This window comes from Streptomyces sp. NPDC055749 (assembly GCF_053617235.1).
Window position 1 is genome coordinate 167,412 of record NZ_JBSHFH010000010.1, and the last position, 24,737, is coordinate 192,148.

Genomic DNA, 24,737 nt, shown 5'->3' on the forward strand with positions numbered 1-24,737 from the left:
AGCACACTTGCCCGGGCAACGGCGATGACCGGTCCGCCGCGTGCGCGCCTCCTGGTTCGGCAGGGCTCGACGGGGTATTCGCTGTGCTATGCCGTCATTGAGAACCACTTCGACCGTCCGCCTGGGGGCCTGGCTGCGGAGACGCGATCTCGCCGTCTTCGAGAGCGTGGCCGGCCGGCACTGGCCGGGCGCGGAGCCGTTGCTGCCAAGGCTGAGCCACAGTGCGAACCACGGGCTGCTGTGGTTCGGCGCGGCGGCGGGCATCGCCGCGCTCGGCGGCAGTCCGCGGGCCCGTCGCGCGGCGCTGCGCGGAGTCGCGTCGCTGGCCCTCGCATCGGCCGCGATCAACACCGTGGGCAAGGGCGCCGTGCGCAGGAAGCGGCCGGTGCTGGACACGGTTCCGGTGATACGGCAGCTGAAGCGCCAGCCGTTCACCACGTCCTTCCCGTCCGGGCACGCCGCGTCCGCCGCCGCGTTCGCCACCGGTGTCGCCCTGGAGTCGAAGGGCTGGGGCGCGGTTGTCGCCCCGGTCGCGGCGGCGGTCGTCGCCTCACGGGTCTACACGGGGGTGCACTATCCGAGCGATGTACTGGCCGGTGCGATGCTCGGCGCCGGTGCGGCCCTCGCGCTGCGCGGGGTCGTGCCGACCAGGGGGCAGCTGCCCGCACCGGGGCGACCGCCCGCCGAGGCTCCCGTGCTGACCGGTGGGGAGGGGCTGGTGGTGGTCGTCAACCGGGAGTCGGGGTCGGCTACTGCGGCTGCCTCACTGGTACGGGACGCGCTGCCCCTCGCCGAGGTGGTGGAGTGCGCCCCTTCCGACCTGGCGGGGGCGCTGGACGAGGCGGCCGGGCGGGGTCTGGCACTCGGGGTCTGCGGGGGTGACGGGACGATCAACAGCGCGGCGGCCGTCGCCACCGCGCACAAAGTTCCGCTGGCGGTGTTTCCCGGTGGAACGCTGAACCACTTCGCGTACGACCTGGGTATCGAGACCGTGCAGGACACGGTCGCCGCGCTTGGTTCCGGCAGTGCGGTGAGGGTGGACCTGGGGCGTATCCGGCCCGGTCCGGAGGGACCGGACGGGCCCGACGGGTATTTCGTCAACGCGTTCAGTCTGGGCGTCTATCCGGAACTCGTACGGACCCGGGAGCACTGGGCCCCGCGGATCGGAGGCTGGCCGGCGGGTGTGCTCGCGGCGTTCGAGGCGCTGCGCGGCAAGAGCCCGCTGGAGGCCGAACTCCAGGGGCGTCGCAGGCGGTTGTGGCTGGTGTTCGCAGGCAACGGCACGTTCCAGCGGATGGGCCCGATGCCCGGACGCCGGCACAACCTGGCGGACGGCCTGCTGGACGTACGGGTGGTGCACGGTGGCCGCACTCCCGGGCTGCGGCTCCTGGCGGCGGCGTTCGCCGGTCCGCTGACCCGGTCCCCCGTGCACGCGGCCGTGCACCGGCGCCGGATCCGGCTCTCCGGGCTCGCACCTGGCACCCCGTACGCGTACGACGGTGAAGTGGCCCACTCGGGCACCGAGTTGATGATCGACAAGCTGCCGGAGGCGCTCACGGTCTACTGCCCGATGACCATTTGACCATATCGTGAGACGGCTATCTCATTATTCGACATTGCCGAGTAGCGTTTCCTCCACTGCTGCCGAAGCGTTTCCGAGAGAGGACGTGCGGTCATGTCGAAGGAGACAGCCGTCTACACCCACGGCCACCACGAGTCCGTACTGCGTTCGCACCGCTGGCGGACCGCGGTCAACTCGGCCGGATATCTGATCGGTGAACTCCGGCCGGGGATGGCCGTACTGGACGTCGGATGCGGTCCCGGCACCATCACGGCGGACCTGGCGGCCCTGGTCGCTCCGGGCCGGGTGACCGCAGTCGACATCACGGACGACATCCTCGGACAGGCCGCCGAGGTGGCCGCCGAACGGGGCCTGGAAAACGTCGAGTTCGCGACGGCCGATGTGCACGCTCTGGATTTTCCCGACGACTCCTTCGACGTGGTCCACGCCCATCAGGTTCTCCAGCATGTGGGCGATCCCGTCCGGGCGCTGAGCGAGATGCGCCGGGTGTGCAGGCCGGGCGGCGTCGTGGCGGCGCGTGACAGCGACTACGCGGCGATGACCTGGTTCCCGGAGGTCGCGGGCCTGCCGGAGTGGCTGGAGCTGTACCGGCGGGTGGCCCGCGCCAACGGTGGTGAGCCGGACGCCGGACGGCGGCTGCTCTCCTGGGCCAGGCAGGCCGGCTTCACCGACATCACCCCGACCGCTGCCGCCTGGTGTTTCGGCACACCGGAGAGCCGTGCCTGGTGGAGCGGCCTGTGGGCGGACCGTACGACGGCTTCGGTGTACGCGAAGCTCGCGGTGGACGGCGGCCACGCGAGTGCGGAGCAGCTGGACGCGATCGCCGCCGCCTGGCGCGGCTGGGGCGAGCAGGGCGATGCCTGGTTCATGGTGCCGCACGGCGAGATGCTCTGCCGCGTCTGAGGCGCGGGAATCGATCACATGCCCCGGGTCGGCCAACTACCCTCGTGGGCATGGAAATCCTCGGAACCACGCTGCGTATCTGCGTCGACGACCTGGACGCATCGGTGGCCTTCTACGAAGGTCTCACGGGCGCCCCGGCGCTGCGCTTCGAACGCGGCGGGGTCTCGGTCGCCGCGATCGGCTGCTTTCTCCTGATGAGCGGCCCGGAGTCGGAGCTGGAGGTGCTGCACAAGGTCTCGGCGACGATCGCGGTCAAGGACGTCGACGAGGCCCACGCGGCGCTGACCCGCGTGGGCGCCCGTATCGTCGCCGGTCCGGTCCCGACCCCGGCGGGACGCAATCTGATCGCCCTGCACCCCGACGGCTCGGTCTTCGAGTACGTCGACCGCAACGTGGCCGCCTGACGGCTTCAGTTGCCGGGGAGCGCGTGCGCCAGCACCTCGTCGGCGAGTTCGCCCGTGGGCCGGCAGCCGTCCAGCAGGACGGTTCCGGCCCGCAGCGTGCCGACGGCGGTCACGCACCGGGCGATCTGGTCCTTGCACCACTTCCGGGCGGCCTCGTCGCGCGCGGCGTCGTCGGGGTGCAGGACCCGCTCGTCGAGCCGCCGTTCGAGCTCTGGGGCGGGCACGTCGAGGTAGAAGTGGCGCGCCGCCGTCCCGGCCGCGTCGAGCTCGCCGAAGATCTCGTCGGCGTACCGGGGCTCGACCACGGTCATGGGGACCAGGACCGGTTTCCCGTACTCCTGCGCGAGGCCCGTGGCGAGACCGGCGACCTGGCGCCTCCAGAGCGGGCGGTCCTGGAAGTCGCCCGCCGGGATGCCGGGGATGCGTTGCAGTACAAATCCGGTGAGCTCGGGATCGTAGACGAGGGCCTCGGGCAGCCGCCGGTGCAGTTCGGCGACGAGTGTCGTCTTGCCGCTGCCGAAGGCCCCGTTCACCCAGATGATCACGATCGGCTCTCCGGGCGCATCCGGTAGTTGTACGCGTCCGGCAGCGGGTCGTCGGTGACCGCCTTCCAGATCTCGCCGAGGATCTCCGCGCCTTCCTTCAGATCGGCGACCTCGAAGCCCGTGTCGAAGAGGGCGCGGGTCGCGGTCGTATCGCCCTCGGCGAGCAGGATGCGGGCCTCCAGGAGGCGGAAGCGGCCCCGGCCGCGGTCCGCCGCGTCGAGGGAGGCCCAGGTGCGGCGGGCCGCTTCGGGGCGTCCGGCGGCGAGTTGGGCCTCGATCGTCTCGCGGGCGAGCGCGTCCTTCGCGGCGGCCCACGTGGCGCCGTCGGCTTGTGCGCGCAGGTCGTCGAACGCCTCGCCGTAGTGGTCGGCGGCCCGGGCGGTCTGGCCGCTGTCCTTGGCAGCGACGGCCAGACAGCGCAGCAGGGGCCAGCGGGAGGACGCACTGGGCAGGCCGCGCTCCCAGCTGCGGACGGCCTGGGCACGGTCGTCGGCATGCCACTGGGCGACGCCGAGGTGGTATTCGGTGAGCGGGTCGGCGGGGGCCGTCTCCAGCATGTCGCGCCAGTGCGGGGAGACCAGCGAGGGGCCGGGCGGGGCCGGGCTGTGCGGCTGGGGGAAGGTGCCGGTGCGCAGCAACTCCAGCCAGGGTTCCTGCTGTTCACCGAGTGTGGACTCGGTGAACGGGGTGCCGGGGAGTTTGTACCCGGCCCGCTGGACTTCGAGCGCTCCCCAGCCGGAGCCGGTGGCGAGCGCTTCGCCCGGTTCGGTGTCGGCGCAGGCGCGCCATGCCTCGTACGCGGCGTCGACGGCGGCGCGCGGCAGGGAAAGCTCCAGCCGGTTCCCGGTCTCCGCGCGGGCGGCGTCCCAGTCCTCGCCGTGCACGGTCGCGGCGTCCGCGGACAGGGGGCCGTACGACTCCAGCCAGCTGAATTCTCCGCCCGCTTCGAGGGGTACGTGCTCCAGCTGGGTGCGGGCGAGTCCGGCCTGGATCTCCGCGTAACCGCCGTTGCCCGGTTCGGTCAGCCAGCGCTGCCAGCGGCGGCCACCGGGACCGCTGCCCCAGAGGAACAGCTTCCGGCCGCGCAGCAGGTCCGTCGAGGTCTGGACGAGTCCGCTCCCGTCCTCGTCGAGGGAGGCTATCCAGCGGCGGGCCCCGTCGGGGACCTCGTAGAAGTAGTCGGCGGGGTACTCGCTGCGCAGCGGGTACGTACGGTCGATGCCCCCGGTCTCCGGGACGGGGACCCGGCTCAGCATGTGCTCGTAACCGAAGTGCCATGCCTCGTCGGCGGGGGCCAGGATGCGGGTCCCCTCATCCTCCGGGACGGCGATGTTCGACCACCAGTAGGCGGGGACGGGGTGCTCGTGCGGGTTGCGGATGCGCACGCCGACGTGCAGGAAGTCGGAGTCGTCGGGCAGCCACAGGTCCACCTGGAAGGGCAGGTCGCGCAGCCGCTCCCACTCCCACAGCCGGACCATGGTGCCGCCGTCGGGGGCCGGGACCAGCGCCGCGTGGACCGGGGCGCAGGCGAGGGTGGTGTGTCCTGTGGCGCCGATGTTCCACTCGATGCCGCCGGAGAACCAGGCCCCGTTGAGCGCGAACGCTGCGGGCTGGAGCACGGGGTTGCGGTAGAGCAGTTCGCGGCCGGCCGGCTTGTGGTGCAGGGAGTGGATACGGCCGCCGAGCCCGGGGAGGACCGTGACACGCAGCCGGTCGTTCTCGATGACGATGGTGTCCAGGGCGGTGGGGGTGCGTTCGCGCCCGTATCCGTCCAGGATGCGCGCGGGCAGGACGGTGCGCAGCGGCTCGTGGCCCAGCTGCCGCGCCATGTCGCGCGGCAGCCCGGCCCGCTCCCGGCCGTCGAGTACGTGCGGTCCGCCGAGCGGACGCAACGGGGGCAGCGGGTTCTCCGGGCCCAACGGTGCTGCGGGCAGGGTCAGTACGTCACGTCGTACGGTCGTGGCCAAGACAACCTCGCTCCCTCGCGCGGGCCGCCACAGGTCCGGGCGCCCCCCGATGACCATGGAACACGGTGAACGGCGCCCCGGCCAGGGGGCACAGCCGTCAGTCTTCGGCAAAGGCCCCGACGACGAGGTCCGCGAGGAGGTCGCCTGCCGTGCCGTCCGGGTCGAGGTCGGGGTCGTAGACGGTCACGTTCAGGCCGACGCAGCGGGGCGAGGCGACCAGGGTGCGCAGCAGGGGGCCGAGTTCCTCGGGGAGCAACCCGCCGTCGTCGGGGCTGTCGACGGCCGGCATCACGCTCGGGTCGAGCACATCGGCGTCGAGGTGGACCCAGAATCCGTCCAGCGCCGGGTCTTCCAGGCTCTCGACGACGGCGGCGGCGAGTTCGGCGGCGCCCCGGGCGCGGATCTCGCCGACCGTGGCGTTCGGGATCTTCAGGGCGGTCATCTCGGCGCGGTCCTCGTCGTAGTCCCGCATGCCGAACAGCCGGACGTCCTCGTCCCTGAGATAGGGGCGCAGTCCTTCCAGGTCGGTGAGGCCGGCCTGGCCGCGCCCTGTGGCGATGGCGAGTTCCTCGCCCGCGGCGGCGCCGATGCGGGTGTCGTTGCCGAGGTGCCGGAAGTCCGCGGAACCGTCGACCGCGGCGAGCCCGTACCGCCCGATGCGGCGCAGGGCGAGCGTGGCCCCGAGCTGGATGGAGCAGTCGCCGCCGAGGACGAGGGGGAACTCACCGGCGCGTACGTGCTGTTCGACGCGGTCGGCGAGGACGCGGGTGTACGTGGCGATGGCGTCGGCGTTGAAGACGCCGTCGCCCTCCTGCCAGTCACCGCGGTCGTAGCGCGGGGGTACGACGACGCCGCCCTCGGAAGCTCCGAGCCGCCGCACGATCCCCCGATCACGCAGCGCGCCGGCCAGCTTGTAGCAGCCGGGGACGGTGCCGGGGGCCGGGGGCCGCAGCCCCAGGTTGGAGGGCGCGTCGAGAACCACGATGCTGCGCATGTTGAATCCCTACTCCTTGCGGCCGGTTGCCGCGACGGTGACGCCGAGGCCGATCATCGTGAGGCCGCCGACCCCGCCGACCACGGCGAGCCGCTGCGGTGAGCGGGCGAACCAGGTCCGCGTGGTGGCCGCGACCATTCCCCACACGCTGTCCGAGGCCAGCGCGATGACGTTGAACACCACGCCGAGCAGCAGCATCTGGGCGGTGACGTGCCCCTGGCCGCGGTCGACGAACTGCGGGAGTACGGCGGCGAAGAACACCATGGTCTTGGGGTTGGCCACACCGACCACGAACCCCTCGCCCAGGGTGCGCAGGCTTCCGTGCGTGGGGCCTTCGCCGGTGAACGCGGCGTGCAGCGAGCCTCGTTGGCGCACGGCCTTGACCCCCAGGTACACCAGGTACGCGGCGCCCACGAGCTTCAGCACCGTGAAGGCGAGGACGGAGCGCTCCACGAGGGAACCGACCCCGAGTGCCACGGCCACGACGAGCACATAGGCGCCGAGCGTGTTCCCCACGACCGTGGTGAGAGCGGCACGGCGGCCTTGCGCCAGCGCACGCCCGATGACGAACAGGACGCTGGGGCCGGGGATCACGATCAGCAGGAACGACATCGCGGCGAAAGCCATGAGTCTGTCGGTGGACACCATGGGCGCATGTAAGCACGGATACCGCGGAAGGCCGAAGCCCTTTTCCCGCGGGCTGCCGTCAGCCCTCGGGGGACGCAGGAACGAACTCGCACCAGACGGCCTTGCCGTCGCCCCGCGGCTCGACGCCCCAGCGCGCGGCGACCGCCTCGATCATCATGAGCCCTCTCCCGGACGTCGCCGCCTCGCCCGGTGTACGGCGGTGCGGCCGGGCGCTGGAACGGTCGTTGACCCAGAGGCGGACCCGCCGGTCCGGCTCCAGCAGGACCTCCAGGGTGACGACGGCGCCGCCCTCGGTGTGCAGGAGCACGTTCCCCAGGAGCTCGCCCGCCGCCACCTCCACATCGTCGGCGAGCGCGCCGAGACCCCAGTGTTCCAGGCTGTGCCGCAGGGCGGCGCGGGCCTCCGCCAGACCCTCGGGATCGGCCTGGTGGATGTACTGGTGGATGCGCGGGGCCTGCGCCGTCCCCACGTCCGGGGTTCTGCGCAGGACCAGCAGAGCGACGTCATCGCCCGATTCCGCCCGCCCCCACAGCCCCTCCGTCACATGGTCGGCGAGGGCTTCCGCCTCCGCGGGGCCCGTGCGCACGGCCTCGGCCAGTGCGTCGAGACCGACCTCGATGTCGAGTCCGGGCTCCTCCACGAGTCCGTCGGTGCACAGGACGAGGGTCTCGCCCGGCACCAGGTCGAGCCGCGTCTCGGGGTACTCGTCGTCCCCGAACACCGTCGCCATCCCCAGCGGGAGCCCGCCGCGCAGCCGGGGCCAGCCGATCCTGCCGTCGGTGTGCCGGACCATCGGCCCCAGATGTCCTGCCCGTACCGCTTTCACGGCTCCCGAGCCGAGGTCGACCTGAGCGTATGTGCAGGTCGCGAAGCGTTCGGTGTCGAGTTCCGCCAGGAAGCGCGAGGCGCGGGCCAGGACGGTGGACGGCGGGTGGCCCTCCCCGGCGTAGGCGCGCAGCGCGATGCGGAGCTGCCCCATGATGGCCGCGGCATGGGTGTCGTGCCCCTGGACGTCCCCGACGACGATGCCGATGCGCCCCCGCGGCAGCAGGATCACGTCGTACCAGTCACCGCCGACCTCTCTGCCGCTCCACGCCGTCCGGTAGCGCACCGCGATGTCGGCGCCCTCGACGTCCGGGATGTGGCGCGGAAGCATGGCGGACTGGAGGTCGGTCGCGAACTTCCGCTCCTCGTCGAAGAGGATGGCCCGCTGGAGGGACTGCCCGACGATGCCCGCGAGGCCGATGCACAGGTTCCGGTCCTCGGTCGAGAATTCGGTGCGGTCGCGGTAGAAGAGTCCCAGCCCGCCGATGGAACGGGCCTGGGCGACCAGGGGCAGGAAGGCCGCAGCTTCGAGGCGGCGCCGCCGGATGTAGGTGCCCAGGCGCGGGAAGCGGTCGGCGAGATCGGGCAGGGAGGCCACGAAGCGCGGCTGCTGGGTGATGACGGCCTCGGCGAGCGGCAGGGAGTGGTCCACGTGGTCGAGCGTCAACTCGCCCAGGACGGCCATCGGTTCGCCCGCGACACCCATGAGCTTGAGCTCGTCCCCTTCGACCAGTCCAAGCACCAGTCCGTCGGCGCCGAAGCGTTCCATTCCGCCGGTGCCCGTCAGCACGGCGGTGACGTCCTCGACGGTCACCGCCTGCGAGAGCGCCTCGGTGGTGCCCTGGACCATCGCTGTCATGCGCTGCCTGCCCGCTTCGAGCGGGTTGACCACGCTGAACTCGGCGAGGTCGGTCGTCGCGTTCCGTACGACGCCGAGCACCCGGAAGGGGACGCCCTCGTCGTCACGGACGATGTGGCCGCGTACGTGGGTCCACTGCCGGATGCCGTCGCGGCACCGGATCTGGAAATAGGCACCGTAGGAGGGCCGTCCCGTGTCCAGGGCCGTGCGCAGCGCCGTTTCGAGCCGGGCGCACTCCTCCGGGGGCACGCGCAGGATCAGCGAATCGGCCATGCCGTCGAACTCGTCCGGGCGCAGGTCGAAGACGGCGAGGCCCCCGTCGTCGAACACGAGCGTGGAGCGTTCCAGATCCCAGTCGAAAGTGCCCATGCGGTTAAGGGTCAGCCGCTCGTCCGCACCGATATCCGGTCGATCACGTGCTGCCATGCGTACGCTCCGCAGGGGCCGGTCCCGCCGTGGCTGCTGCCAGTGCTCCCCCGAGCATAACTTTGCGCGGTGCCCCGCGCACGGCCGTCCGCACTCACTTTGTGCGGCGGCGGAACACGTAACCCCCGCACACCCCTCCTGCCAGGAAGACTCCCACCAGGGCGAGCCACAGCGGCATGGTGACCTCGGGAATCCACAGGCGGATGGTGACGTCTGCGGTGTTCACACAGATGAACACGATCGCCAGCACGGCCACGGCGACGACGGCGATCCGTGCGGGAGTGAGCAGGCCCTGGGCGGTCCTCCCGCCGCTGGATACGTCCTTGGGGCTCATGCGTCCGGCCTTTCGCTGGATCCTCGTCTGCAGCACCCCGCAGCCGCCCCCGGATCCCAGCATGTCTCCATACCGGTTCCGGGGACGTCGGGATACGGCCATTCGAGTGACAGCCCGGCGGCCCCGTCAGCCGGCCGGAACCACCGGCAGTTCCAGTACGCCGGTGTCCTCAGGCGCGCTGACGACCGTCACCGGCTTGATGCCCCGGTTACCGAAGTACGCGGTGTCGCTGGCCGCGATCACGAATTCGATCCGGTGCCCCGCCTCGTACCGGTGCACGATGCCCGGCAGATCCACCGTGAAGGGGCGGGTGACGTCGGGGACCCTGACCGGGGAGACCAGTCGGTTGACCAGTTTCCTGGTGCCGTCCGGTGCCACGTCGTAGACCTTCGCGAAGAGGACCAGCTTGTCGGAGGCGTCTCCGCTGTTCTGGACCCGTTCCGTCTTCGGCGACACGACCTTCAGGGTGGCCTTCGGGGCGCCGACGACGTCGACGGGGGTGGTCAGCGGGGCGCCGGTCCAGGCAAGGTAGGTGCCCTTGGTGTCGTACGGTGCTCGGTCGGGCAGCCCGATCAGTCCGGCCAGGGAGCTTTCGGAGTGGCTGGTCGGCACGAGCCAGTTGCTGTACTGGCGGCTGCCCCGGGCGACCTTGGAACGGTTGTCGACCAGCTTGCCGTCGCCGGAGAGGTACATCTTCTGTGACAGGGCCGGTACGGCTCCGGCGGTGCCGTAACCGCTCTGCCAGTCACGGTAGTAGGCGAACGCGGGCCCGGTGCCGGTGTTCTTCTTCTGGAGGTAGCGGTCGAACCAGGCGAGCACGCGCTGTCCGACGTAACTGGTCTCCAGATTGCCCTCGCCGAGGTTCAGTTCACCGGGCACCTGGCCGCCGCTGTGCCCCCACGACTGCCAGATCATCTTCGTCGTGGTGCCCTGTGCCTTGAGCGTCCTGTACGTGGCGGTGGCCTCGTTGAGGTTGAACAGGCTGTCGGCCTGGCCCTGGACGAGGAGCGTCGGTGCCTTCACCCGGTCGAGGTAGGAGACGGGCGAGACGCCGCGGGCGTAGGCGAGCATCGCGTCCGCCTCGTCCTCGGGGTAGCGACCGGAGTTCAGCAGCCGGATGGTGTCGCAGGCCCGCGCCGCGAAGTGGAGGCAGGTGAGGCTGCCGAATCTGGACAGGTCGAGGCTCGCGTTGATCAGTGTCTGCCCCTCCCCCAGCAGATAGAAGCCGTTGGTCCACTGCCACTTGAAGACGCCGGGGGTGTCGGACGAGACGCCCTGTCGTGCCCCGGTGTTGTTGGGGGCGAGTGCGTATCCCAGGTCGTTCCAGGTGACGAGCGGGACGAGTGCGTCGACCCGGTGGTCGACCGCGGCGGTGGCCATCTGGACCGCCCCGCCGTACGAGCCGCCGATCATGCCGACGCGTGGGTCGCCCGCCCGGTCCTGGGTGACGTAGTCGGCCTTGGTGCCGTCGTCGGCTGCGCGGGTCCCGGCGAGGAAGTCGAGGAGGCCGGAGGCGGCCTTTCCGTCCACGGCCGGGTCGTCGAGGGTGATGAGGCAGCCGGACTTGCCGAAGCCGAGTCCGGAGTAGGCGAGGCCGACGTAGCCGCGTGTGGCGAACGCCTTGCCGATGGCGTCCGTCGACCCGTCGGACTTGCTGCCGCCGAAGCCGTTGGTGGCGAGGACGGCGGGGGCGGGGTGTGCGGCGTCGACGCCCGCGGGGCGGTAGAGGTCGGCGTCGACGGTGCAACTGCGGTCGCCCGCGCGGACGGTGAACTTCAGTGGGGTGACGGTGTACTGCGCGGTCTCGGCCCTGGCCGGGCCTGCGAAGGCGAGGGGGGCGGCCAGCGCCGCCCCCGCCACGAGGACGAGTGGTTTGCGGAACCTGGAGACAGCACCTGACACGAAGACCTCCACACCGAGGACACCTTACCGACCGGTAGGTACCGGGCCGCGCTCATGCTGTGACAGGCGTCATAGGTGTGTCAACGCTCACGGCAGCGTTTCCTGAATATTGCTCAACTTCTGCACGAGCCGGAGGAATTCGGACGCGGGTTCAGCCGAGTGTTCAGACGAGGGCGGGCACCTCGACGGTGAGTGTGCACCGGCCGCCGTCCGCCGGCGCGTCCAGTACGGCGGGCACCCCGAGCGGAATCGTCAGCGCCGTCGGACTGTGCCCGAAGCCCAGTTCCTCGGCCACGGGTATGCCCAGAGCGCCGAGCCGGTCGGCGAGCACGGCCCGCACCTGCTCGTACGGCCCGCAGTTCTCCCAGGAACCGCAGGCGACCCCTGCGATCCCGTCGAGGGCTCCGGTACGCAGCAGTTGGGTGAGGATGCGGTCGATCCTGTACGGCTCCTCACCGGTGTCCTCCATCACGAGCAGCCCGCCCCTGGCCGACCGCCTGGCGTGCGCGGCGCCGATGTCGGCGGCGAGCAGGCTGACGCAGCCGCCGTACGTGATGCCCCGGGCACGGCCCGGGACCAGCGCGGTCGCCGAGTCCAGGCCGAGGGTGCGTACCGATTCCGGCTCGAAGAGGGTGGCGCGCAAGGACTCCTGGGTCGCGGCGTCCTTGAGGAAGGTCTCGGTCGCGACCATCGGTCCGTGCAGGGTGGAGATCCCCGTCCGTACGGCGAACGCCTCGTGGAGTGCGGTGATGTCGCTGTAGCCGACGAACACCTTGGGCCCGGCCGCCCGCATGGCGCTCCAGTCCAGGAGGTCGACCATGCGGTGGGCGCCGTATCCTCCGCGGGCGCACAGCACGGCGTCCACCGAGGGGTCGCACCAGGCGTCCTGGAGGTCCCGTGCGCGGTCCTCGTCCGTACCCGCCAGATAGTCCAGGTCCGGGTGTGCGTCCAGGACATGGGGTGCCACCACCGGTTCCAGGCCCCAGCCGCGCAGCAGGTCGAGACCGGGCTCCAGGCGGTCGGCCGGCACAGGTCCCGCGGGCGCCACGACGGCGACCCTGGCACCCGGCCTCAGCCGGGCGGGCCGGGTGAGGGGCAGAAGCGTCACTTCGTCAGCTCCAGTCGCGGTACGTCGGGACGGTCGATGCCGAAGGTCTGGGCGTACAGGGAGAGTTCGGCCTCCAGCGCACGGACCAGGGTGTCCGCGCGCCGGAATCCATGGCTCTCCCCCTCGAAGGCGAGGTACGCGTGCGGGATGCCGCGGCCTTCGATTTCGGCCAGGAACCGGTCGCACTGCACGGGCGGGCAGATCACGTCGTCGAGCCCCTGGAGCAGCAGGAACGGGGCGGTCAGCCGGTCGGTGAGGTACATCGGTGAGCGCTCGCGGTAGCGCTCCGGTACTTCCTCGATGGGGCCGACGAGCGATTCCAGGTACTGCGACTCGAAGTCGTGGGTCTCACCGGTGGCCCAGCCCGCCAGGTCCAGGATGGGGTACATGATCGTCCCGCACGCATAGACGTCGGTGCCGGTCAGGGATGCGGCCGTGGTCCAGCCGCCCGCGCTGCCGCCTCGTACGGCCAGCCGGTCGCGGTCGGCCGAGCCCTCGGCGGCCAGGGCCTCGGCGACGGCGGCACAGTCCTCGACGTCCACGACGCCCCACTGTTCGCGCAGCCGTTCGCGGTAGGCGCGGCCGTAGCCGGTGGAACCGCCGTAGTTGACCTCGGCGACTCCGATGCCGCGGGAGGTGAAGTAGGCGATCTCCAGGTCGAGTGCGAGCGGGGTGTGCCCGGTGGGGCCGCCGTGCGCCCAGATCACGTAGGGCGCCTTCTCGCCCTCGGGAGCGGTGTGGGACGGGTGGCGCGGCGGGTGGACGTGCGCGTGGATCTCGCGCCCGTCGGGTCCGGTGAAGACGCGCTCCTGCGGCTCGGAGTAGTACGCGGGGTCGACGGCGTCCTGGTGGTGCGCGCCGATGATCCGGGTGTGCCCGTCGGCGGTGTCCAGTTCCACCACTTCGGCGGCGGTGTGCGGGCTCGCGGCGATGCCGATGACCCGGGTGTCCTGTACGGCGAGCGTCGAGGCCCAGGCGGTCCAGGGGCCCGCCACGTCGGCGAGTTCGCCGGTCTCGGGGTCGAGCACCCCGAGCCGGGTGGTGCCCTTGCCGTGGATGACGGCGATGAGCCCGTTGTCCAGGATCCGGAACCAGCGCAGCCCGATCCGCCACATGGGGCCGCCGAACTCCTCGCTCCGGCCGCCGCAGATCCTGCTGCTCGGCACGACGGCGCCCGCCGGGGCGTCCGGGCGGATCCGCTGGAGCTCCCACCAGCCGCTGACGTCGGAGACGAACAGCAGGGAGCCGTCGCGGTCCCACTCGACCTGGCAGACGGATTCGTCGGTGTCGCCGACGAGCGGGTGGATGCCGGTGAAGGTGTCCTCGTCGGTGATGTCGGCGACCATCACGACCGTGCCGTCCCAGGGCATCTGCGGGTGGTCCCAGGCGATCCAGGCGGCCCGTCGCCCGTCGTGCGAGATCTTCGGCCCGGTGACGAAGCGGTGCCGGTCGTCGGAGAGTTCCCGCACCCTGCCCCGGTCCTCGGCGGCCGAGCCGTCCAGGGGCACGGCGACGATCACCCGGCGCACATCGGTGGGTGATTCACCGGTGAACTCCTCCATGACACACCAGACTTCGCCCTGCGCTCCGCTCTCCGTGCGGACCGGGCGGAGCTGCGGGTCGGCCCAGCGCAGCCCGTCACCGACCTCGGAGACGGGGGTGAGCGGCCAGGGGTCGCGGGAGCCGTCCGGTTCGTACGCGTACAGCCGCTGGTCGTCGAAGTGGACGAAGACGATCAGCGGGCCGCCTTCGGAGCGCTCGGCGCCGGCCCACGGCTGCCCGCCGTACTCGATGACGCGGCTGCGGGCGTTCCAGGGTGCGGGCAGCGCGGACTCGGTGGCGCCGTCCGCGCGGCGGCGCACCAGGGCGCGGCGGCCTCCCTCGGCCGGGCGCGGCTCCGTCCACCACACCTCGTCGCCGACGGTGCCGACGAACTCCGGGCGGCCGTCGTGCGAGGCGGCGAGTGCCGCGTCGATGGGTGAAGGCCACGTTCCGTAGGGCGCTGTGATGACCATGTGATTCCCCCCGTGTCGGGTCAGGCGGTACGCAGATAGTGGTCGAGGACGCGGACGCCGAAGTGCAGCGCGTCGACGGGGACGCGCTCGTCGACGCCGTGGAACATGGCCTGGTAGTCGTAGCCGACGGGCAGCTTCAGGGGCGAGAAGCCGTATCCGGTGATGCCGAGCCGGGAGAACTGCTTGGCGTCCGTGCCGCCCGACATGCAGTAGGGCACGACATGGCCGTCCGGGTCGAAGCGTTCGACGGCGGCGCGCAGTTTGGCGTACGTGGGTGAGTCGACCGGGGCCTGGAGCGGGACCTCGCGGTGGTGGAACTCCCAGGAGACGCCGGGCCCGGTCAGCCGGTCGAGGGTCTCGTGGAACTCGTCCTCGCCGCCGGGCAGCATCCGGCCGTCGATATAGGCGGTCGCGCGGCCCGGGATCACGTTCACCTTGTAGCCGGCGTCCAGCATCGTCGGGTTGCTGCTGTTGCGCACGGTCGGCTCGACCAGCGCGGCGGCCGGTCCCAGCTTGCCCAGCAGCTCGTCGACGTCGAATCCGGGCGCCTCGGTGTCGACGGGGATGCCGTGCAGCGCGGCGATCTCGGTGAGCGCCGCCCGGACGGTCGGGGTGAGCCTCACCGGCCACGGGTGGGCCCCGATCCGGGCGACGGCGGAGGCGAGTTTGGTCACGGCGTTGTTCCGGTTGACCTTGGAGCCGTGTCCGGCCTTGCCCTCGGCGGTCAGCTTGAGCCAGGCGGTGCCGCGCTCGCCCGCCGCGATCGGGTAGAGGGACATGCCCTCGCCGGCGTGGAAGGTGAACGCGCCGGATTCGCTGATGCCCTCGGTGCAGCCTTCGAAGAGGTCGGCGTGGCGTTCGACGAGGAACCCGGAGCCGTCCTCGGCGCTGGCCTCCTCGTCGGCCGTGTACGCGATGACGACGTCGCGGCGGGGCCGGACCCCGGCGCGCGCCCAGGCGCGGACGACGGAGAGGACCATCGCGTCCATGTTCTTCATGTCGACGGCCCCGCGGCCCCAGACGACGCCGTCGCGGACCTCCCCTGAGAAGGGGTGCACGCTCCAGTCGGCGGCCTCGGCGGGCACCACGTCGAGGTGGCCGTGCACGAGGAGGGCGTCGGCGGACGGGTCGGTGCCCTCGATGCGGGCGACCACGTTGGTACGTCCGGGTGTGCGCTCCAGGAGCGCCGGTTCAAGACCGGCGGCGGCCAGCCGCTCGGCCACGTACTCGGCGGCCGGGCGTTCCTGGCAGCTGTCGTCGCCCCGGTTGGTGGTGTCGATCCGGATCAGTTCGGAGGTGAACGTCACCGATTCGTCGAGTGCCTGCTGGTCCACCGGACCGAGCGGCCTTGTCGCCTCAGCCATACTGTTCCTCCACGGCGGACGACACGATCGTCGTCACCGCCTTGAACGTGCGAATACCTTCGTACATCGTGCCGCTGGTGTACGCGACACGCCGCTCGCCCGTCGGCGCCACGCCGGGTACCACGGTGGCGGCTGCCGCCAGATGCTCGGCGTCGAACTCCAGCTCCACCGTGAAGGAGCCGCCCGTCACGGGTTCGTGTCGCACGGCGAGCCCGGTGGAGTCCTTGGCGGCTGCCCTGATGTCGGCGGCGGTACGGGCCGGGGTCCGGCACACCGCCGCGTACCGCGACACGTAGTCCTTCACCGCGACCTTGCGGGCCGCGGGCGCGTATCCGTCGGCGTCGACGCAGGTCAGGTCGTCCCCGGTGACGAGGACGACCGGGACCCCGTACTCGGCGGCGACGTGCGCGTTGAGGAGTCCCTCGCTCGCGCGGACCCCGTTCAGCCAGACCCCGGTGATCGAGTTCGCGAGATAGGTGTGGGCGAGTACGCCCTCCGTGCCGGCGCCCGTGTGATAGCCGACGAACGCGACGGCGTCGACGTCACCGTGCTGGATGCCCTCGACCATGGAGAGCGACTTGTGTTTGCCTGTGAGCATCTGGACCCGCTCGTCGAGCCGCTCCAGGAGCAGATTGCGCATGCTCCAGTGGGCTTCGTTGACGAGCACCTCGTCGGCGCCCCCGTCGTAGAACCCGAGGGCCGCGGCGTTCACGTCGGAGGTGAACATGGAGCGGCAACGCTCCCACTGCGGAGTTCCGGGCAGCACATCGGCAGGCCACGTCACTCCCGTGGCGCCCTCCATGTCCGCGCTGATGAGGATCTTCATGCCGCGTCACGTTACGCGTCGGCGAACGGCTGGACCAGAACCCAAGGAAGGTTCAATGGTCCAGTCCTGTGCAGTGCACATCGGAACGCGAACGGCCCGCCGGATGAACCGGCGGGCCGTCCCTGCTGCTACTTCAGATGAAGTTTGAGCTGATGGTTGCGTTCTGTGTGCTCGACCACGACTCCGGTGACCGATTCACCCACGTCGGGCCAGATCACCGTGGAACCTTCGTGATGCATTCCCGCTACATCCGCGAAAGCCTCGGTCACGTGCAGACCCTCCACCGAAATGAAGATTCCGAAGGGCGCGACCTGGTTGACGGTGCCGTCGACCGTGGACCCGTAGGGGAACTTCCGCTTGGCGGCGTCCCATTCGTCTTCTGTCACTTGTGCCACAGTCTCTCGTACTTGTTCAGCTGACCGAACATTCCGGTAGGGATGGGCACTTCCACTTCTTCGCTGCCTTCGTACGACTTCTCGTACTGCTTGAAGTAGCGATTGTAGTCGTCCTCGGGGATTCGGATCTCGATGATGCCGTCCCCGTAGTACTGAGCGTACTTCTCGTCCACCAGGCTGTACTTCCTTCCGAAGTACGCCGCACCCTTCTCCTTCGCTGAATCCGGGAAGTCCGCCGCCTGGTATCCGTACTTCTTCTGGCCCGCTCCCTTCCCGCTCTGAGGTGCCTTGAAGAGGGAGATGTAGCCGTCCCTGTCGCCGTACTTCTCCTGCTTGGGCGCGGGCGGCGTGGTGGGCTTGGGCGCGGGCGGCGTCTTCTTCTTGGGCATGGCGCCCGGCGACGGCACGCCGGAGGTCTTCCTGCCGACCAGATCGGCCACCATGCTGGGAAGGGTGTAGGTCCACTTGTCGGTGTTGTAGCCCTGGCTCGCGGCCCAGTTGTCGAACGTGGCGCCGTAGTCGCAGCCGGGCGCACCGGCCCCGCCGTTCCAGCAGTCGCCGTCGACCATCCAGCCGGCGTACGACGCCGCGTCCGGAACGTTCGACACCAGACCGTAGAAGACTTCACCGGTGCCCATGTAGATACCGCTGGCGGTATCCGCGATGGCGTCCCCGGTGGCGGAGACCGCACTCTCGCACCAGTCGATTCCGAAGCAGTGCCCGTCGAGCTCGACATTGCTGACCGGGTTTCCGCCCGAGAAGGCGTACCGGTTACCGGTGTACGGGTCGCTGCCCAGCCGCATGTCGGCGAGGGCACCGTTGTACATGTCGCGCGTGGTAAAGCGGTTCAGGCCCGGGTTGTAATCCCGGAAGCCCATGTCGTACGTACCCGAACTGGCATCCCACCGCTTGGAGTTGAATCGGTAGGGGTTGTACGCCTCCTTGTCCGGCTGCGCCGCCTCGGGCTTGTCGATGCCGGTGAACTCGGCCTCGTCGTCCTTGCCATAGGCGGTGTAGCCGTACGTCGCCTTGGTGTCGCCCGTGCTGTCCGTGAGGATCTCGGCGTCGGTGTGGCTGTTGTAGCCGAAGACCCCGAGCTCCTCGGTGCCGTCGCTGTTGTGCTTGATCTGCGACAGGCGCTTGCCCCACGGGCTGTACTGGTAGGACTTGGTGATCTCGCCGGCCACCCGCTCGTCGAGCACCTCTCCACCGGTACCGAGGTAGTTGTAGTCGGTGGTCTTGGTGCCCTCGGTCTTGGCCGTCTTGCGGTCCAGCGGGTCGAACTTGTACGTCGTCGTCTTCGACGTGCCGTCCTGCTGGAGCTTGGTGTGCTCCGTGACGTGGTCGAAGCCGTCGTAGGTGTTGTCCTCGACGGTCCTGCCGCCGGAGGTGACGTTGTCCAGCCGGCCGTAGGCGTCGTAGTTGTACGCCGCCGTGGTCCCGCCGGAGGTTGCGTTGGTCAGCCGGTTGCGGTCGTAGTCGAAGGTCGTCGGGACGCCCTTCACCGTCTGGCTGATGACGTTGGCGTTGTTGTCGTGGACGTAGGTCTCGGTGCCGGCACCGTTACCCGTCTTGGTGACCTTCGCGATCCGGTCGGCCGGGTCGTAGACGAAGTCGCTGGTGCTGTCGAGGTACGCCGAGTGGTTGTCGGCGTTCATCTTCTTCGCGACGTCCTGCGCCTTGTTGCCGTTGGCGTCGTACGTGTAGACGTGCGAGGCGACCAGCGCGCCGCCGGACTTCTTCTCCGTGGTGCTCTTGAGCGACCCGTTGAGGAAGTAGCCGTAGTCGACCGTGTTCTTGTTGGCCTTGGTCTCCCGCAGCATCTTGCCGCGGTCGGTGTAGGTGTACTCGGTCAGTTCCGGGGTGGCGTCGGTCGGCGACTCACCGACCTTCACCGACTTGACGAGCTCGCGCGGGTCGTACGTGAACTGGGAGTACTGGTCCGGATGCGTCACGCTGTCCGGCTGACCGTTCGCGTCGTACACGTACGACGTGGTCTTCTTCGCCTCACTGGCCAGCGCCTCGGTGACCTTCTCGACCTGGTTGAGGCCGGTGTAGGTCATCGTGTACGCGTCGACACCGGCACCCGGGGAGGTGTCGTTGATCGACGTGGTGTTGCCGTTGGCGTCGTAGGCGTAGGCGAAGGACTTGCGCTCCGCGCCCGCGGAAGGTGCGTCCGTACGGGTCTTCATGGACCCGTCCGGCCAGTAGCCGGTGGTCATGGTCCGCGACGGCGAGCCGCCCGCCCCGGTCAGGGTGCGCGTGGTCTGCCGGCCGCTGTCGTCGTACTCGTACGCGGTCCGGATGTCCCACGTGTCGGTGGACGTCCTGACCGAGCCGTTGTCGAAGTAGGTGTAGGTGGTCTCGTTACGGGCCGACTCGCCCGACGACGGCGGCGCCGACACCTTGGTCACCTGGCCGACAGCGTCGAACACCGTCTGGGTGTAGACGTTCGGGCTGTTGAAGCGGGCGTCGGCCGGGTCGTACGGCTGGAACTCCTTGACCGCCCGGCCGAGTTTGTCGTACTCCGTGCGGAGGGTGAAGTCCTCGGTGTTGGAGGTGTTCACGCCGCGCGGGGTGATGACCTTGGTCCGGTTGCCGGCCTGGTCGTACTCGAACTTGGTGCTGCGGACCGTGGTGCCTTCGTAGGGCGCCTTCTTCTCGACGGGCATGGCACGCTCGTCGTAGAGGAGCTCGGTCTTGTTGCGTTCCTTGTCCGTGGCCGCGACGACCAGCGAGTCCTTGTCGTACACCGTGGTGGTGTACTTGCCCGCCGAGTCGGTTCCCTTGACGACCCGGTGGTTGAGGTCGTACGTGGACTTGGACGTGTAGTCGGTGGTGTCGACTGTGGCGTTCTTCTTCGGGTCGACGACCGTCACCATGTTGCCGACGTTGTCGTACTCGTAGGAGAGCTTGTCGCCCTTGGAGTCCACCACGCTGGTGAGCTGGTAGGCGGCGTCGTAGTGGTTGGTGGTGACGAAGTCCGTGGCGTCCGCGGTGGTGGCAACGCCCTTGGGCTCGGTCGTCGTCTTGAGGTTGCCGACCTTGTCGTAGGTGTAGGCGGTCTTGCGTCCGATGACGTTGTTGTCGGGGCCCGTGGATTCCTTGAGCTGGTCCCCCGCGTCGTACACCGCCGTGGTGGGAACACCAGCCGGGTCGGTGGACCTGGTGACGTTGTCGTTGGCGTCGTAGTCGGGCGCCAACGTGGTGATGTAGACCCCGGCCGCCTGGTCCTTCGGCACCTTGCTGACCATCGGTCGGCCGAAGGTGTCGTAGGTCTGCGTGGTGGTCTTCTGCAGGGCGTCGGTGACCGTGGTGACCTGGCCCCGCTCGTCGTAGACGAACTTCGTGGCGTGGTTCTCCGCGTCGGTGATCGTCTTCGGATACCCACTGGCTTCGAAGTCCGCGTTCACGCTCGGGTTGCCGTTGGCGTCGACGGTCCTGGTCTGCTGGCCGTAAACGTCGTACTCGTACTTCGTGGTGTAGTCGTCCACCGTCGTGGTGGCGACACCCTTGGGGTCGGTGACCGCCGTCAGGTTGCCGAAGGAGTCATAGCCGAAGTTCCACTTGCGGCCCTCCTTGGACGTTTTGACGGTCAGGTCCGCCGAGTAGCCGTCCAGGCGGGTCGTGTAGGCGAACTTGGCCGCGCCAGGCAGGCTGCCCTCGTTGGCCGGGTCGCAGTAGTAGGTGGCGAGCAGCTGCTCGGACGTCCAGCTCTTGGTCGTCTCGGCGTCCCACTCACGCAGCGGGTAGCCGGTCTTCTGGTCGTAGCAGAAGACCGACTTGGCTCCGTTGGCCTCCTCGATGTACGTGACGCTGTTGTCCGCGTCCCAGTTCATTCTGGTGGTCTCGGACTTGGCGTTCGTGACCTGCACCTGACGGCCGAAGTCGTCGAGCACGTAGTCGGTGGCGCGGCCCTCGGCGTCGGTGACCTCGGCGTCGATGAACTTCGAGTTCGAGGTGTTCGCCTTGTAGGTGTACGTCGAGGCGTTGTTCAGCCGGTCGGTGACACTCTTGGTCCACCAGTGGTACTTCGGGTCGTCGCCGGCCTGCGGGGTGTTGTACGCCAGCGAGGTGCCGTTGCCACGCGGGTCGGTGACCTTGACCAGCTTGACGTTCTTGTTGCCCTGGGTGGCGTCGTAGGTGAACTTGAAGTGCTTCGGCTGGCTGGCGCCGACACCGTCGGTGACCTGGCCGAGCAGGCCCTTGTCGGTGTAGTAGAAGGCGATCTTGCGGCCCGAGACGTCCGTCATGGACTTCACGTGGTCGTAGATCTTGGAGTTGTTCAGGTTCGAGCCGGTGACCTTCGCGCCCGAGTCGTTGATGTACTCGTAGGACGCGTCACCCTTCTTGTAGTACTCGACGGTGAGCGACTGACGGCCGACCGGGTCCGTGATGTAGGTCAGGAACTTGGTCGGCTTGTTGTTGGACTTGCGCTCCTCGTACGTGTGAGTCTGCGCGTTGCCGTTGTTGTCGACGGTCGACGTCAGGTAACCGTCGCAGCCGAACACGAACCGGGTGCCGTCGGGGCGCGTCAGCGTCCAGGCGTCGGGGACCGGGTCCTTGAGCGGGGTGCAGTCGAGTCCCGGCTTGGCGGCGAGGTTGTAGTGGACACCGGCCGGGGCCTTCCAGCTGCCGTCGGGCTGCTTGCGGAAGACATGGGTGGTGCCGTCGCCGTCGGGGAGCCGGATCTCGGTCGGGTTGGGCTTGGGGTGGAACTCCAGCGGTGCGCCCATCCGGATGGGGCCTGCGGCCTGCCCCGACCAGCCCGCACCGAGAACGGTGTCGGAGGTGTCGAGGGAGTTGTAGGCGAACCGCGCGAAGGTGGTGAGCCCGCGGCCGGGGTTGGTGAAGGCGTTGTACTGCCAGACGCTGTTACCGGCCGAGAGGTTGTTCATCACCGACGAGCCGGCGCCGGTGTTCTTGCCGGTGTAGGAGTAGAACTTCTCCATTCCCAGCGTGTTGGACGTGGGGTCCTCGACCGCGACGTTCTGCTTGAGGGAGGGGATGGCGCCCGCGCCTGCCGACAGCCAGGTGCCGTCGGATATCTTGCGGACGTCCCAGCCCAGCACGTAGTCGGTGCGCTTGTTGCCCGAGTCGGAGTTGATCGGGGTCTTCACCTGGGCCTGGAGGGCCGCGGACTCGCCGGGAGCCAGCGCCGGGACCGGTGTGGCGATCTGGTTGCCGCCGTTGGTGACGTCGGTGCCGTCGGGCAGCTTCCAGGTGTAGGAGAGCTCCCGCTCGCTGGCAGCCCATGCCGAGGCGGTGTTGTTGGTGAGGGTGAAGTCCACCGTGTACGTGGTGTTCGGCGTCATCCGGGCCGGGGTTCCCGGCGCGTGGTACGTGGACTCGGTGGTCGAGTCGACGTAGGTGACGACGATCTTCGGGTGGAGCTTGGGCTCGGCGCCTTCGGAGGACAGGAACAGGGTGCGTTCCTGCGCGACGGCCTCGTTGGCCATCTTGATGGCGACGCCCTTCTGGGACGTCGGGGTGGTCACCCAGGACTGGGCGAGTGAGGTGACGTTCCAGTCGTGCCGGGCCGGGTCGTTGGTCTTGGATCCGGTGTCGGACACGGTCGCGCCGACGTCACCGCCCTGGGTGGTCCAGTTGGTGGCGGCGTTCGCCTTCACCCAGGTCGCGGTCTCGTCGAAGTCCCGTGTCAGCGGGCGCAGTTCGTAGATCGCGCCGGTGGTGTCCTGGCTGGTCTGGGTGCCCCACAGCCGTACCGTCGCGTCCAGGACGCGTGCGGTGGTGGGGATGCCGAGCTGGGGGAACTTCAGCAGGGCGCGGGTGTCACCGTAGGTGAGGGAGTTGTTCCCGGCCGAGATCCAGGTCTGCGGGCCGCCCTCGGTGAGAGTGTCGTGGGGCAGGGCCGGTTCGGCCGAGGACAGGGTCGTGTCGGCCGATGCCTCCAGCACCTTGGTCGTACGCCCCGCCTTGGGGAGACGGACCAGCTGGGTCTGGGCGCCCAGGACCTGGCGGTCCTTCGTCTTGACGGCGACCATGTAGTAATACGCCCGGCCGAACGGATCCGGGTCGTCCGCCTTCGTCGGCACCGCGGAGGTGTCGGTGAACGACGTCGTACCCGGCGCGATCGGCGACACCATCGTCGCAGCCGACGGGGTGAAGGACTGGTTGATCGAGCGGTGCACCTGGTACTCGACCAGGTCATCATCCGTGGACGCGGCCGACGGGTCGGTGTACGCGGACCAGTTCAGCTCCGCACCGGTGTCATGGATGGTGGCGGGGGCGGCGAGGTCGACACCCTGACGGCCGTAGGTCAGCACCAGCTTCGGGTAGTTCGCCGACTCCCCCGCGTACGCGAACTCGCTGCCTTCGTAACGCGGACCACCCTTGGGCCCGTTGGCGCTCTCGTCACCGGCCTTGATGACGAAACCGTTGTTGGTGTTCGTGCCGTCGATCCACGACTGGACAGTCTTGGTCACGGGGAAGGTGTGCCAGGTGTTCAGCTCATTGGGCTTCTTGGTAACGACACCGCCCTTCGTGAAGCGGACCGCGTCGGCCAGGACCGTGGTGGAGGTGGAGGCCGGGCCGTCACCGAGGACGACCTTGCCCAGGGTTCCCGCCTTGAACGGGTGCGTCCCCAGCGTCTTCCACTCACCACCCGTACCGGCCTGCTGATTGACCGTGTACGCCTTCGAACCGCCGTTGTACGTCACGGTGTACGGGGTGTTGGTGGCACGGTCGGTGGCCGGGACGTAATGCGTCTCGACCTGGTAGTCACCGTCCTCCGGCAGACTCGGCTGCCAGGTGTACGTGTCCCCGGCGACCGTGTCCTTGTTGTAGAGGTAGTCGGTGTTCACCGCGTACTGCGTGTACGCCGTGTTCCCGGAAGCAGGCCAGGAGCCGACGGCCGCGGTGCGCCCGGCGTCGCCGTCATCGACGACGACGGAGGTGCCGGAGAGTTCACCGGTGATGCCGTTGGCGTTGTTCCAGGTCGCACCGGACTCGGTCCAGTCCTGCGTGGCGCGGTGCGCCTCCAGCTGGACCTCGGTGTCACCCGCGGTGTGCGTCTGGTCGTAGTACAGCTTCAGATCGGCCGAATCCAGCTTGGTGCCCGCAGGGACCGTGCCGAGCGGGAACCGCAGAAGCGCACGGGAGGAACCGGTGGTGGTGTTGCCGACCGACAGACGCCAGTTGTCGTCATAGTTCGACGCCGGACCGTCCGACGAGATCATCACGTCGCGCGCCGATGACGGCGTCGGCGCGATCGTGATCGTCGGGTCGACGGTGACCGGGTACTGCCGCTCCTTCGCGGCCAGCCACTTCGCATCCGGAGTGACCGTCAGCTTCCAGTCCTTGCCGGACTTGGTCAGCTTCTGCTCAACCGCCGCGCTGTAACCGGCACCGTACGGGGCGGCGGGATTGCGCTTCGCGTCCGTCATGAACGCGGCCGGGATCACGAGCACCGGGTTGGGTGCGTCGCTGTAGAACTTGACCGAGCCGTCCTTGCCCGACTTCGGCGTCAGACCACCCGCATCCAGGGTGAACGTGAACGACACCGGACCGGCCGGGCGCTCCGCAAGAACAATGTTCTCCTTCACCTGCCCCGGACCCACCACATAGGACAGGTCCGCGCCGGCCACCGCGTTCTTGTACGTCACGGTGTTGCCCTCGGC

16 protein-coding genes are annotated in these 24,737 nt (G+C 69.5%); 3 read left to right on the forward strand and 13 right to left on the reverse strand.

Translation table 11 applies throughout. The features are described from left to right. The first annotated feature begins 88 nt into the window (after positions 1-88). The 3 genes from ACWGO0_RS10595 to ACWGO0_RS10605 all read left to right on the forward strand — a co-directional run bounded on the left by ACWGO0_RS10595 (position 89) and on the right by ACWGO0_RS10605 (position 2,889). Positions 89-1,582, forward strand: a complete 1,494-nt coding sequence (locus ACWGO0_RS10595) for a phosphatase PAP2 family protein (RefSeq protein WP_453531105.1) — start codon at positions 89-91, stop codon at positions 1,580-1,582. A gap of 93 nt (positions 1,583-1,675) precedes the next feature. Then, entirely contained in the window at positions 1,676-2,485 is an 810-nt protein-coding gene (locus tag ACWGO0_RS10600; protein ID WP_453531108.1) for a methyltransferase domain-containing protein, read from the forward strand. Positions 2,486-2,535: 50 nt separating this feature from the next. Then, positions 2,536-2,889 carry a VOC family protein gene (locus ACWGO0_RS10605; protein WP_453531111.1) on the forward strand — a complete coding sequence of 118 codons (354 nt, stop codon included), beginning with the start codon at positions 2,536-2,538 and terminating at the stop codon, positions 2,887-2,889. 5 nt (positions 2,890-2,894) lie between these two features. Here the strand turns inward: ACWGO0_RS10605 and ACWGO0_RS10610 are convergent, their stop codons facing one another. The 13 genes from ACWGO0_RS10610 to ACWGO0_RS10670 all read right to left on the reverse strand — a co-directional run. Then, a complete protein-coding gene (locus tag ACWGO0_RS10610) occupies positions 2,895-3,434 on the reverse strand; it encodes an AAA family ATPase (protein ID WP_453531114.1) in 540 nt (179 codons plus the stop codon). Then, positions 3,431-5,401, reverse strand: coding sequence for a DUF5107 domain-containing protein (locus ACWGO0_RS10615; RefSeq protein ID WP_453531118.1), 1,971 nt, complete (start codon positions 5,399-5,401; stop codon positions 3,431-3,433). Before ACWGO0_RS10615 ends, ACWGO0_RS10610 begins: the two co-directional genes overlap by 4 nt. 97 nt (positions 5,402-5,498) lie before the next feature. After that, a complete protein-coding gene (locus ACWGO0_RS10620; RefSeq protein WP_453531121.1) occupies positions 5,499-6,395 on the reverse strand; it encodes an arginase family protein in 897 nt (298 codons plus the stop codon). Positions 6,396-6,404: 9 nt separating this feature from the next. Beyond that, entirely contained in the window at positions 6,405-7,043 is a 639-nt protein-coding gene (locus ACWGO0_RS10625) for a LysE family translocator (protein WP_453531124.1), read from the reverse strand. Between the two features lie 58 nt (positions 7,044-7,101). Further along, positions 7,102-9,153 (reverse strand): SpoIIE family protein phosphatase, encoded by a 2,052-nt coding sequence (locus ACWGO0_RS10630; protein WP_453531127.1) that lies wholly within the window; start codon positions 9,151-9,153, stop codon positions 7,102-7,104. Positions 9,154-9,247: 94 nt separating this feature from the next. Next, a complete protein-coding gene (locus tag ACWGO0_RS10635; protein ID WP_453531175.1) occupies positions 9,248-9,487 on the reverse strand; it encodes a LapA family protein in 240 nt (79 codons plus the stop codon). Between the two features lie 126 nt (positions 9,488-9,613). Beyond that, positions 9,614-11,401: a CocE/NonD family hydrolase gene (locus ACWGO0_RS10640; protein WP_453531130.1), complete on the reverse strand. Its 1,788-nt coding sequence runs from the start codon at positions 11,399-11,401 to the stop codon at positions 9,614-9,616. A gap of 151 nt (positions 11,402-11,552) precedes the next feature. Further along, positions 11,553-12,497: a S66 peptidase family protein gene (locus tag ACWGO0_RS10645; RefSeq protein ID WP_453531133.1), complete on the reverse strand. Its 945-nt coding sequence runs from the start codon at positions 12,495-12,497 to the stop codon at positions 11,553-11,555. After that, positions 12,494-14,512, reverse strand: a complete 2,019-nt coding sequence (locus tag ACWGO0_RS10650; protein WP_453531136.1) for a prolyl oligopeptidase family serine peptidase — start codon at positions 14,510-14,512, stop codon at positions 12,494-12,496. The genes ACWGO0_RS10645 and ACWGO0_RS10650 overlap by 4 nt, the downstream gene beginning before the upstream one ends. 20 nt (positions 14,513-14,532) lie before the next feature. After that, complete coding sequence (locus ACWGO0_RS10655; RefSeq protein WP_453531139.1) at positions 14,533-15,876, reverse strand: M20/M25/M40 family metallo-hydrolase; 1,344 nt, start codon at positions 15,874-15,876, stop codon at positions 14,533-14,535. After that, positions 15,869-16,702, reverse strand: a complete 834-nt coding sequence (locus ACWGO0_RS10660) for a M55 family metallopeptidase (protein WP_453531142.1) — start codon at positions 16,700-16,702, stop codon at positions 15,869-15,871. Before ACWGO0_RS10660 ends, ACWGO0_RS10655 begins: the two co-directional genes overlap by 8 nt. A 128-nt stretch (positions 16,703-16,830) precedes the next feature. Next, positions 16,831-17,088: a hypothetical protein gene (locus ACWGO0_RS10665; RefSeq protein ID WP_453531145.1), complete on the reverse strand. Its 258-nt coding sequence runs from the start codon at positions 17,086-17,088 to the stop codon at positions 16,831-16,833. Further along, the coding region (locus ACWGO0_RS10670) for a DNRLRE domain-containing protein (RefSeq protein ID WP_453531147.1) at positions 17,085-24,737 on the reverse strand (7,653 nt) is incomplete at its 5' end. The genes ACWGO0_RS10665 and ACWGO0_RS10670, both read right to left, overlap by 4 nt.